The sequence below is a fragment of the Rhizobium sp. BK049 genome (assembly GCF_014193135.1).
GTDB lineage: Bacteria > Pseudomonadota > Alphaproteobacteria > Rhizobiales > Rhizobiaceae > Rhizobium.
Genome location: NZ_JACHYV010000014.1, coordinates 143,374 through 155,253, shown reverse-complemented (window position 1 = coordinate 155,253; position 11,880 = coordinate 143,374). Strand labels below are relative to the sequence as shown.

Here is an 11,880-nt window from a genome sequence, read left to right as displayed (position 1 = left end):
GCTAAGAAGGTGACGATCCGACAACCAGCTGCCGGGCGGGCGGCCACCCGCCCGGCAGGCATCAATATCCTACATTTTTCTTATCCAAGAAGGTGGCCCGAAGGGTCGGATGAGGGGGCCGCACGGGCCGACGCCAGCTATGGAATTTGCCCTATCTCTGGTTCCAGCGGCGGATGACCGGCTCGGTCAGGTCGTGCTCATAACCGAGCACGCTGATGCTGGCGGTATCGAGCACGAAATGCGCGCCACCCTGCGGCGGCAGGCCAAGCCAGCGGGCGGCCAGCACGCGCAGGAAATGCGAGCTGGAAAAGATCAGGATGGGCGCTGCCGCTTGGCGAAGCGCATGGATGACGGCATCGGCGCGGGCACCGACATCGGCAGCCGTTTCGCCGTTCGGGCAGCCGTCGCGAAAGAGCTGCCAGCCGGGACGTTCCGCCAGGATCGCCTTCGTCGTGACACCTTCATAGGCGCCATAGTCCCATTCGGCGAGGTCGTCGCGGATCAGAGCGCCCGTTCCGAAGCCGGCGAGCGCGCAGGTCTTGCGGGCTCGCGCCGACGGGCTCGACCAAACGGCGGAAAAGGAAAGGCCGGCCAGCCGCTCGGCAAGTTTTCGAGCGGCGGCTTCACCATTCGCCGTCAAGGGAATATCGCTGCGCCCGGTATGGCGCCCGGACAGGCTCCATTCGGTTTCACCGTGTCGAACCAGATATATTTCGGGAAACGCACTGCTCATCCGCATTCCCTTTCATTCCAAACGCTGCGGCGGTTCAGAACGTCACCTTTTCCAGCGGCGCCCGCCGCGCCTCGAATTCCTTCAGCTTGGCTTCATTCTCGGCGATGTAGTTGCGGTTGTCGGGAACGGCGAACTGGTTTTTGGCGATCTGGATCTGCAGGATGAACAGCTCATCCCAGCGGAAGCCCATTTCGGAACCGGCGAGATAGAATTCCCACATGCGGAAGAACTGTTCGTCGTAAAGGGCCACCGCCTCGGCCTTGCGCGCCACGAAACGCTCGCGCCAGTGGCGCAGCGTATAGGCGTAATGCATCGGCAGGATTTCGACATCCTTGACCAGCAGCCCGGCCTTTTCAAGCGGCGGCAAAACCTCGCCGACGGAAGGGATGTAGCCGCCCGGAAAAATATATTTCTCGATGAAGGCATTGGTGCCGAAGCTCGGCTTCGGACGGCCGATCGAATGCAGCACCATGACGCCGTTGTGGTCGAGCAGGTCCGAGACCTTGCGGAAGAAATTGCCGTAGTTGCCGATCCCGACATGCTCGAACATGCCGACCGAGACGATGCGGTCGAACTTCCTGCCCGTCATGGTGCGGTAATCCTGCAGCTCGAAACGAACACGCTCGGACAGACCGCGTTTTTCGGCGCGTGAGCGGGAGACCTTCAGCTGCTCTTCGCTCAGCGTGATACCGGTAAACTCGGCGCCTTCAGTTGCTTCCGTCAGGTACATGCCCATGCCGCCCCAGCCGGAGCCGATCTCCAGGATGCGCTGGTTGGGGGCAAGCAGGAGCTTGGCGGCGATATGGCGTTTCTTGGCGAGTTGCGCCTCATCCAGACCGATGCCCGGCGGGTTGAAATAGGCACAGGAATATTGCCAATCCTCGTCGAGGAAAAGATCGAAGAGCTTGGCCGAGAGATCGTAATGATGGGCGACATTGTGCTTGTTACGATTGATCGGCACGCGGCTTTTCAGCTGCTGCCAGGCGATACGGCCGACGAGCAGCGCCGCCATCTTGAAGTCGAAGATCTCGTTGGTGGTGTTCTGCTTCACCAGCGACAGGAAGTCGTAGATGTTGCCCTGTTCGAGAATGAACCGGCCCTGCATGTACATCTCGCCGAGCTTCATCGTCGGGTCGCGCCGGATGGCGTCTTCAGCCTCCTGATCGGCAAGCCGGGCGACCACCAAGTCGCCGGTGCCGTCGCCGATCACGTGGGTCTCGCCGTTGGCAAGGGTAAGCTTCAACGAACCCTTGCGGATGATTTGCTGGACGATCGATAAGAAAGCCGACGCCATGGACGCCTCGCAAATGTGACAGGATGGTCACATCAACTTAATAGCTCTCACTCGCCTTACAAGCGCCGGATTTAGCAGTCAGCGCAGAACGCTGCCAAACTGTGGCATTTTTGCAAGAATGCCGGCTAAATCCTTATTTTCGCTTCATGGCTTCAGCGAGTGCAGCGCCGAAAGCACCCTGGCCCTCCGCTTTCGGAGCTGCGGGCCGGCGCTCATTCTGCGGCCGGGCGCCCTGACTTGCGCGAGAATCGCCCCGCGGCTGAGACGCAGAAGAACCATCGTCGCGGCGCATCGAAAGGCCGATGCGCTTGCGCTTGGCATCGATTTCCACGACCCGCACCTTGACGACATCGCCCGCCTTGACCACCTCATGCGGGTCCTTGACGAAGCGATCGGCGAGTTGCGACACATGCACCAGACCGTCCTGGTGCACGCCGATATCGACGAAGGCGCCGAAGGCCGCGACATTGGTGACCGTGCCTTCGAGCACCATGCCGGGCGTCAGGTCGGAAATCTCGTGGACGCCCTCGGCGAAGGTCGCGGTCTTGAAGCTCGGACGCGGGTCGCGCCCGGGCTTTTCCAGCTCGGCGATGATATCCTTCACCGTCGGCAGGCCGAATTTCTCGTCGATGAACTGACGCGGATCGATCGATTTCAAGATGGCGCTATCGCCCATCAGCGTGCGCAGGTCGCGGCCGCAGGCGGCGACGATCTTCTTGGCGACGCCGTAGGCCTCGGGATGCACCGAGGAGGCATCGAGCGGCTCCTTGCCGTTCGGAATGCGCAGGAAGCCGGCGCATTGTTCGAAGGTGCGGCCGCCGAGGCGTGCGACCTTCAGCAGATCGCGGCGCGTCTCGAAGCGGCCCTCGCTGTCGCGGTGGCGGACGATGGCCTCTGCGATCGACGGGCCGAGGCCGGAGACACGGGCGAGCAGCGGCGCCGAGGCGGTGTTCAAATCGACGCCGACGGCGTTCACTGCGTCCTCCACGACAGCATCGAGGGAACGCGATAGCTTCTGCTGGTCGACATCGTGCTGATACTGGCCGACGCCGATTGACTTCGGTTCGATCTTGACGAGCTCGGCAAGCGGATCCTGCAGGCGGCGGGCGATGGAGACGGCGCCGCGCAGCGATACGTCGAGATCGGGAAACTCCGCCGCTGCGGTCGCCGAGGCGGAATAGACCGAGGCGCCGGCTTCCGAGACGATGACCTTGGTCGGCTTCGGGGTCGGCAGATCGGCCAGCATGTCGGCCACCAGCTTTTCCGTTTCGCGGCTGCCGGTGCCGTTGCCGATCGAGATCAGCTCGACATTGTGCTTGCGGATCAGCGAGGCGAGTTCGATCTGGGCGCCGCGCACGTCGTTCTTCGGCTGGAAGGGATAGACGGTCGAGGTCGCCACCACCTTGCCGGTGCCGTCGACGACGGCGACCTTGACGCCGGTGCGGATGCCGGGATCCAGGCCCATCGTCGCGCGCGAGCCGGCGGGTGCGGCCAGGAGCAGGTCCTTGAGATTGCGGGCGAAGACGTGAATCGCCTCCTCTTCGGCCCTTTCGCGCAGCTCGCGCATCAGGTCAAGCGACAGCGACATGGAAAGCTTCACCCGCCAGGTCCAGCTGGCGACCTCCATCAGCCAGCGGTCGCCGGGGCGACTCGTGCAGATCTCGTAAGCAGCGGCGATCATCCGTTCGACCGGCTTATTCGGCGAGGCGATCTCGGCATCGGCCTCGATGGTCAGCGTCAGCACCTCCTCGTTCCAGCCGCGCAGCATGGCAAGCGCCCGGTGGCCGGGCGCGGTCGCCCAGCGTTCCGAGTGATCGAAATAGTCGGAAAACTTCTCACCCGCCGCCTGCTTGCCATCGATGACCTTGGCTTTCAGCAGCGAAGCCTGGCGCATATGGGCGCGCAACTTGCCGAGCAGGTCGGCATTTTCGGCAATGGCTTCGGCAATGATGTCGCGAGCGCCTTCGAGCGCCGTCTTCACGTCGGGCACATCAGCCGTGACGAAGCCTTCAGCGAGCACCGCTGGCTCCCGGCCGCGATCGGCAAGGATCGCCTCGGCAAGCGGGCCGAGGCCGCGTTCCCGGGCGATTTCGGCGCGGGTACGCCGCTTCGGCTTATAGGGCAGATAGAGATCCTCGAGCTCCGCCTTGGTTGCGGCACCCGCGACCTTGGCCATCAGCTCCTCAGTCATCTTGCCCTGGCCGGTGATCGATTCGACGATCGTGTCGCGCCGGGCCTCGAGCTCGCGCAGGTACACCAGCCGCTCGGCGAGATCGCGCAGCTGCGTGTCATCGAGCCCGCCCGTCACTTCTTTGCGGTAGCGGGCGATAAAGGGCACGGTGGCCCCCTCGTCGAGCAGCTCGATGGCGGCCTTGGCCTGGTCGGGCCGGGCATTGATTTCGGAGGAGATGCGGGCTGCGAGAAAATGGAGGTCTGCGGCCATGGGATTCCCTATGTCGACGAAAGTTGCGGGACCATAGCGGCGAAAAGCGGCAAGGCAATGCCCGACTGGGGTTTCCACAGCGGAAGTTGACGGGTTGGGGCTACACGGCACAACGCCAACCGTTGCCCACTACCCCATTGCTCTCTTCCGTTTTTGCGGTTGTGCAGATGCGGCATTCTTTGATAGCAGAAGCAACGTTTTTGGATCGCCCTGCCCGCGGGCGCAAGGAAAAGAGTGACATGCCAAACCTTCTTCTCGAACTTCGCTCCGAAGAGATTCCGGCCCGCATGCAGCGCAAGGCTGCGGGCGACCTGAAGAAGCTCGTCACCGATGCGCTCGTCGAAGCCGGCCTGTCCTATGAAGGCGCGCGCGAATACTGGACGCCACGACGGCTGGCGCTCGACATTCACGGCCTGACGGCGCGCTCGGCCGATGTGCGCGAGGAGCGCAAGGGGCCGCGCACCGACGCCAACGAGAAGGCGATCGAGGGCTTTCTTCGCGGCGCCGGCCTTTCATCCGTCTCTGAGGCCCAGGTGGTGAGCGACCCGAAGAAGGGCGATTTCTACGTCGCGGTGATTTCCAAACCCGGCCGCGCGACGGAAGAGATCGTTGCCGAAGTGATGCCCGGCATCATCCGCGATTTCCCCTGGCCGAAATCCATGCGCTGGGGCAAGGCTTCCTCCAAGCCCGGCGCAATGCGCTGGGTGCGGCCGCTGCAGTCGATCGTCTGCACCTTTGGCCCGGAGCATGAGGAAACCGTCGTTATCCCGTTTGAAATCGACGGCATCACCGCCTCCAACATCACCTACGGCCATCGCTTCCACGCGCCCGAGGGAATCACCGTCCGGCGTTTCGACGATTACGTGGCGAGCCTGGAAAAGGCGAAAGTCATCCTCGACGCCGAGCGGCGCAAGGACATCATCCTGCATGACGCGCGCGACATCGCTTTTGCCAACGGGCTCGAACTGGTGGAAGACGAAGGCCTGCTGGAGGAAGTTTCCGGCCTCGTCGAATGGCCGCAGGTGCTGATGGGTTCCTTCGAGGAGGATTATCTCTCCATTCCCTCGGAGATCATCCGCCTGACGATCAAGACCAACCAGAAGTGTTTCGTAACCCGCAGGCAGGGTGAAGAGACGCTGTCGAACAGGTTCGTTCTCGTCTCCAACATCCAGGCGAGCGACGGCGGCAAGGAAATCGTTCACGGCAACGGCAAGGTCGTGCGCGCCCGGCTTTCGGATGCCCTGCATTTCTGGAAGCGCGACCAGGGCGATATGCCCGATCTCGAAACGCTGAAAGCATCTGCGGCAAAGTTCGGTCTCGACCTGAGCAAGCCGCTCGACCAGCGCATGGCCAAGCTCGACGCGCTCGACGTGACCTTTCATGCCAAGCTTGGCACACAAGGCGCCCGTGTCGCCCGCATTCGCGCGCGGGCATCGGAGCTCGCGAAAATTACCGGCGCCGACGCGGCTCTCGTCGATCGCGCCGCCGTGCTCGCCAAGGCGGATCTGCGCACCGAAGCCGTCGGCGAGTTTCCGGAACTGCAGGGCTTGATGGGCCGCAAATATGCGGTGCTGCAGGGCGAGAACGCCTCCGTCGCCGCGGCGATCGAGGACCATTACAAGCCGCAGGGTCCGTCGGACCGCGTGCCGGAGGACAAGGTGGCGATCACGCTGGCGCTTGCCGACAAACTCGACACGCTGACCGGCTTCTGGGCGATCGACGAAAAGCCGACCGGTTCGAAGGATCCGTTCGCCCTGCGGCGGGCGGCCCTCGGTGTCGTCCGCATCCTGCTGGAGCGACGGATCCGCCTGCCGTTGCTGGCGGCCACCAAGGACGGCGATCTGCTCTCCTTCTTCCATGACCGGCTCAAGGTCTACCTGCGCGATCAGGGCGCACGGCACGATCTGATCGATGCCGTGCTGACGCCTGAAGCCGACGACCTGTTGATGGTGGCGCGCCGCGTCGAAGCGCTGACGGCTTTCATCACCTCGGAGGACGGCGAGAACCTGCTTGCCGGCACCAAGCGCGCCACGCAGCTGCTCGCCGCCGAGGAGAAGAAGGGCACCGTCATCGCCGACGGCGTTTCGCCGGCGCTCTTCAGGCTCGATGCCGAAAAGGAGCTGTTCGCCGCCATAACGAGTGCCTCGAAAGATGCGGCGAACGCCGTTGCCGGCGAGGATTTCCGCTCGGCGATGGAGGCGCTTTCCAAGCTGCGCGGCCCCGTCGACCGCTTCTTCGAAGACGTGCTCGTCAACGACGAGGATGCCGCGATCCGCGCCAACCGTCTTGCCCTGCTGCGGTTGATCCGCGAGGCGACGGGAACGGTGGCGGATTTCTCGAAGATTTCGGGGTGAGCGGATTTTGAGCTGGGTGCTCTCGCCAGTGCTAACGCGAACGCTGTGCTTGCCGCATGGATCCTCGGGTCAAGCCCGAGGATGACGGAGTGGGGAGTGAGCACTGCGCCAAATGCGGCGCCGCAGACGCAATACGATCAGCGACTTCGAATTCAGTTTCCTAGAGCGCAGCCAGCTTTTCATGGGAAAGATGCAGACGTCCTTTCTTGCCAACAGTGCCGCCCATCTCTCCGTCATGCTCGGCCTTGACCTGCCTTGACCCGAGCATCCATGCCAAGCACTCTGCTTGTGCGGTTTGTTTTGGTCGGTCACCATACATCGATGATCCAACCCTAGCATCACCGCCCCAATGCGGTTACTCAAGCAGCCATGCAAAACAAGATTCTCGTCAGCGCCTGCCTCATGGGGCACGCCGTCCGTTATGACGGGCGGGCGAAGCCGTTGCTTCACCCGGCGATCGAGAGATGGCGGGCCGAAGGGCGGCTGGTGACGATCTGTCCGGAGATGTCGGCGGGCATGCCGGTGCCGCGGCCGCCGGCGGAGATCGCGGATGGAGCGACCGGCGAAGAGGTTCTGGCCGGCACGGCTCGGGTTATAGAGCTGACGGGCGGCGATGTGACGGAAGAGTTCCAGCAGGCGGCCGGAAATGCCGTGGCGCTCGCACGCCAGACCGGTTGCCGCTTTGCGCTGCTCATCGACGGTAGCCCGTCCTGCGGGTCTGGGTTCATCTATGACGGCACGTTTTCCGGCCGCCGGCAGGCCGGCAGCGGCGTCACGGCGGCAGCACTGAAAGCGGCCGGCATCGAAGTGTTTTCCGATCGGGAGATCGAGCGGCTGATCGAGCGCATCGCACGATAGGCCTCCAAATGACACGGCCGCCGGAGAACCGACGGCCGCTAAGAATTTCGTGATAAAAAGGCTTGTTGCCTCCGCGCCGTTTAGGCCGCGCGGCGACCCTGATGTGCAACGGGAGCAGCGCCGGCATTGCCGACCCGGAAGCCGCGGATGAGATCGATCAATTCGTCGGTGTCGCTGGCGAGCGTCTCGGCCGATGCAGTGGTCTCTTCGGCCATGGCGGCGTTCTGCTGGGTGGCGGCGTCGAGCTGGTTCACCGACGAGGAGATCGAGCGCAGCGTCGTGTCCTGCTCGGAGGCGCTGTGGGCGATCTTGGCGACGATCTCGTTGGCGGCCTTGATCTGGTCGGAGATGCGCTTCAGCGCCTCGCCTGCCTCGCCGACCAGACGGACGCCGTGTTCGACCTGGCTGGAGGAGCGGGCGATCTGGTCCTTGATCTCCTTTGCCGCGGCGGCGGAGCGCTGGGCAAGTTCGCGCACTTCCTGGGCGACGACGGCAAAACCCTTGCCGGATTCGCCGGCACGGGCAGCCTCGACGCCGGCGTTCAAAGCCAGGAGGTTGGTCTGGAAGGCGATCTCGTCGATGACGCCAATGATCTTTGATATCTCCGAAGACGATTTCTCGATGCCGCTCATCGCCTCGATCGCCTGGCTGACGATCGCATCGCTATGGGTGGTCTCGGCACTGACGGCGTGTACGCGCTTGCTCGCCTCATGGGCGCCATCGGCGGTCTGGCGGACGGCAACCGTGAGCTCATCGAGGGCGGCGGATGTTTCCTCCAGGCTTGCGGCCTGGCGCTCGGTCCGCTGCGACAACTCGTTGGAGGCGCGGCGGATCTCTTCCTTGCTGGTGCCGATATCACTGCCCTTGGCGCTGACCTTGGCCATGGCAGCCTCGAGATGCGACAGCGCATCGTTGAAGTTATCGCGAAGGGCGGCGTATTTTTGGCCGAGATCGGCGCAGCGGACCGTAAGGTCGCCGCGGGCGATCAGTTCCAGCGCCTGGCCGATCCTCGCCACCACGCGGGCCTGGAGCGCCGTCTCGTCCTGCTGCTGGCGCAGGTTGTTTTCGCGCTCGCTTTCCAGCGCCAGCTGCTGGGCCGCCTCGCGATCGGACATCTGATGGCGTTCGCGGATCTTTTCCTGCAGCGACAGCGTCGCCTTCGCCATCATGCCGACCTCATTGTTCATGCCGGTATGCGGGATGGCGATGGAAACGTCCTCTTCGGAGACCGCCTTCAGGGCGGCATGGACATTGTTGAGAGGGCCAGAAATGCCGCGAATGACGACGTAGGCAGCCGCCATGGCAAGGACGAAGAGAACGATGCTGCCGGAGAGCGCGGTCAGGATCGTGCTGTTAATCTGGGCATCGAGATCATCCATATAGACGCCGGTGACAACGACGACCTTCCAGGGGTCGAAGGCCTGGCCATAGGCCGTCTTGCGATAATCGCCGGCCGGCTGGCCCGGCTTGCTGGTGGAATAAAATTCAACCAGACCGCCACCCTGCTGACCGAGCTTGACCAGCTCTTCACGATAGAGCTTGCCCTTGCTGTCCGGCTGCCCCTTCAGGTTCTGTCCGACCTTCGAGGCATCGTAGTGAAACATCATCTGGACATCGTAGCTATAGCCGAAGAAATAGCCGTCAGGATCGTATTTCATGCCGTTGACGGTGGCGTAAGCCTGCTTCTGGGCATCCTCCAGCGTCATTTCGCCTGCGGTGACCTTGGCCTGGTAAAGCTTCAGAACCGAGATCGCCGACTGAACCTCGGCACGGAGCATGTCGTAACGCTCCGTGTAAATCGCATCGACCGAGGAGCGGATCTGCAGGGACGTGGCGATCGCAAAGGCCGCCATCAAGCCGACGATCAGCAATATGAGCTGCTTCGATATCTTTAGATTTTTCATGATTCCTCGCAAAGGGAATGAGCGAATACATTCCGGTGCGGTCTTCTACCGCCTGTGCGAGCGCATCTGAGAAGGACGCGTCTACCGCTGCTAAACAACATGCTGCGACCGGCGAATAAGAATTGAAGGTGACTCAATAAGAAAGCTTTAATTTTATTCGAACTGACGCGAATTTCCCTAAAAATCAGGGAGCTGAGTTACTAAGACAAGCGGTGAGTTTCCCCCTCACAGTCGGATATCGCTCGTTTTCGCTCTGCGGATCTGCCGGGGCCTCAAAGCAGGAATGCACCCCCGCTTCTCTTCGAGGGTGCATCCGCTCCACCGCAGTGGAACCCCAAGCGATCGAAACCTTGATCGGGCAGGGGCAGGGAACTGTCGCAGCGACTCCAATTGGCTTAAGGGCACACAGCCCTCTGATGCCGTGATTTTTTAGAAACGCAGCTTGAATTCGGAAACATCGGGAGCTGGCGGCTGCTCAACCATGCCGGCGGCAACCGGCTTGGCATCGCCGCCAATGACGGCTGCAGTCGTTGCGTTCATGTCGATGCCTGGCGCGGGCGAGATCGAAGGTTCGGCGGCTGCCAAGGCTTCCGGCGTTGCCTTGCTGACGAAGACGACGGGCGAACCGCCCATCCAGGCTTCGGTGCGGAAGATCTTCGTTTCGCCGCCGACGTCGCGAACTTCGCTCGCCTGGAGGACGCCGGGTTTCAGTTCCGGCACCGTATAGTCCTTGCGGCTTTGCTCGGCCTGTAGCGGCGGGCAAGCAGTGCAGCGTTCAGTGACGATGCTGCCTTCGGCACGCCCTGCCGTTTTGCCGATCACCTCGATCGAGGAGGCCATCGCCGAGCCTGCCATCAGCAGGACTGCCGCACCGAGGAAAATCTGACGCATCAACGCACCTCCGTCTCACTACGACAGCGGTATAGCGCAGCTTCGTTTCCATCCCGTCAGGGGAAAGGATAAAAATTTAAGGAACGCGACGATTTATGCGTCGTTCGAGGCTTTTTCGCGCTCGATCGCGCGCCAGCCGATGTCGCGCCGGCAGAAGCCGTTTTCCCACCGAACCCTATCCAGCAGGGCATAGGCGCGGCCCTTCGCCTCGGCAACCGTGCCGCCCGATGCCGTGACGTTCAGCACGCGGCCGCCGGTTGCGACCAGCACGCCGTCCTTCACGCCCGTGCCGGCATGAAACACCTTCTCGCCCTCGCCTGCCTCCGGCAGGAATTCGATCGGCGTGTTCTTCTCATAGGTGCCGGGATAGCCCTTCGAAGCCATGACCACCGTCAGCGCCGGATCGTCGCTCCATTCGGCCTTCACCTGATCGAGCGTGCCGTTGGCGGTGGCAAGCAGCAAGGGCAGGAGATCGCTTTTCAATCGCATCATCAGCACCTGGCATTCGGGATCGCCGAAGCGGACATTGTACTCGATGAGCTCCGGCCCCTTCTTCGTGATCATCAGTCCGGCGAAAAACACGCCGGAGAAGGGATGACCGCTCTCGGCCATGCCGCGAATCGTCGGCTCGATGATCTCCTTCATGGTGCGCTCGACCATCTCGGCCGTCATCACAGGCGCCGGCGAATAGGCGCCCATGCCGCCGGTATTGACGCCGGTATCGCCCTCGCCCACCCGCTTGTGATCCTGGGCGGTCGCCAGCGGCAGCGCATGTTTTCCATCGCAGAGACAGAAGAAGCTCGCTTCCTCGCCATCGAGATAAGCTTCGACGACAACTTCGGCGCCAGCGACGCCAAAAGCGCCCTCGAAGCAGTCGTCGACGGCATCGAGCGCTTCGTCGAGCGTCATCGCAACAGTCACGCCCTTGCCGGCGGCCAGCCCGTCGGCCTTGACGACGATCGGAGCGCCCTGGGCGCGAATATAGGCTTTGGCTTTCGGTGCGTTGTTGAAGCGCTGGTAAGCGCCGGTGGGGATGCCGTAGCGAGCGCAGATATCCTTGGTGAAGCCCTTGGAGCCCTCGAGCTGGGCGGCACCGGCGGAGGGCCCGAAGACTGCCAGGCCGTCGGCGCGCAGCCGGTCGGCGAGGCCGGCGACGAGCGGCGCCTCGGGCCCGACGACGACGAAGTCGATCGCATTGTCCTTGCAGAAAGAGGCGACCGCTTCGTGATCCTCGACATTCAAGGGCGCGAGGATCGCATGTTCGCCAATGCCGGGATTGCCGGGGGCGGCGTAGAATTCGCTCATCAACGGCGATTGCGCCAGCTTCCAGGCGAGCGCGTGCTCGCGTCCGCCCGATCCGATCAACAGAACCTTCATGCGCGATCCCTTTCCTGTTCCGTCAG

9 protein-coding genes are annotated in these 11,880 nt (G+C 62.9%); 3 read left to right on the top strand and 6 right to left on the bottom strand.

What is annotated here, in order from left to right:
• Positions 1 to 151 precede the first annotated feature (151 nt).
• The 3 genes from FHT70_RS16580 to FHT70_RS16570 all read right to left on the bottom strand — a co-directional run bounded on the left by FHT70_RS16580 (position 152) and on the right by FHT70_RS16570 (position 4,470).
• Positions 152 to 733: a histidine phosphatase family protein gene (locus FHT70_RS16580; protein WP_183703070.1), complete on the bottom strand. Its 582-nt coding sequence runs from the start codon at positions 731 to 733 to the stop codon at positions 152 to 154.
• Between the two features lie 34 nt (positions 734 to 767).
• Positions 768 to 2,027, bottom strand: coding sequence for a cyclopropane-fatty-acyl-phospholipid synthase family protein (locus tag FHT70_RS16575; RefSeq protein WP_183703067.1), 1,260 nt, complete (start codon positions 2,025 to 2,027; stop codon positions 768 to 770).
• A gap of 133 nt (positions 2,028 to 2,160) precedes the next feature.
• A complete protein-coding gene (locus tag FHT70_RS16570) occupies positions 2,161 to 4,470 on the bottom strand; it encodes a Tex family protein (protein ID WP_183703064.1) in 2,310 nt (769 codons plus the stop codon).
• Between the two features lie 239 nt (positions 4,471 to 4,709).
• On the opposite strand from FHT70_RS16570, the gene glyS reads away from it, so the two are divergent.
• From glyS to FHT70_RS16555, 3 genes are all read left to right on the top strand, one after another.
• Complete coding sequence (gene glyS, locus FHT70_RS16565; protein WP_183703061.1) at positions 4,710 to 6,824, top strand: glycine--tRNA ligase subunit beta; 2,115 nt, start codon at positions 4,710 to 4,712, stop codon at positions 6,822 to 6,824.
• 112 nt (positions 6,825 to 6,936) lie between these two features.
• Positions 6,937 to 7,083, top strand: a complete 147-nt coding sequence (locus tag FHT70_RS16560; protein WP_183703058.1) for a hypothetical protein — start codon at positions 6,937 to 6,939, stop codon at positions 7,081 to 7,083.
• A gap of 110 nt (positions 7,084 to 7,193) precedes the next feature.
• Positions 7,194 to 7,682 carry a DUF523 domain-containing protein gene (locus tag FHT70_RS16555; protein WP_183703055.1) on the top strand — a complete coding sequence of 163 codons (489 nt, stop codon included), beginning with the start codon at positions 7,194 to 7,196 and terminating at the stop codon, positions 7,680 to 7,682.
• A gap of 80 nt (positions 7,683 to 7,762) precedes the next feature.
• Here FHT70_RS16555 and FHT70_RS16550 read toward each other — a convergent pair whose 3' ends face one another.
• From FHT70_RS16550 to purD, 3 genes are all read right to left on the bottom strand, one after another.
• Positions 7,763 to 9,586, bottom strand: a complete 1,824-nt coding sequence (locus FHT70_RS16550; protein WP_183703052.1) for a methyl-accepting chemotaxis protein — start codon at positions 9,584 to 9,586, stop codon at positions 7,763 to 7,765.
• 429 nt (positions 9,587 to 10,015) lie between these two features.
• Positions 10,016 to 10,477 (bottom strand): plant virulence effector HPE1-like domain-containing protein, encoded by a 462-nt coding sequence (locus FHT70_RS16545; RefSeq protein WP_085777159.1) that lies wholly within the window; start codon positions 10,475 to 10,477, stop codon positions 10,016 to 10,018.
• A 93-nt stretch (positions 10,478 to 10,570) separates the two neighbouring features.
• Positions 10,571 to 11,854: a phosphoribosylamine--glycine ligase gene (gene purD, locus FHT70_RS16540; RefSeq protein ID WP_183703049.1), complete on the bottom strand. Its 1,284-nt coding sequence runs from the start codon at positions 11,852 to 11,854 to the stop codon at positions 10,571 to 10,573.
• Between the last annotated feature and the right edge of the window lie 26 nt (positions 11,855 to 11,880).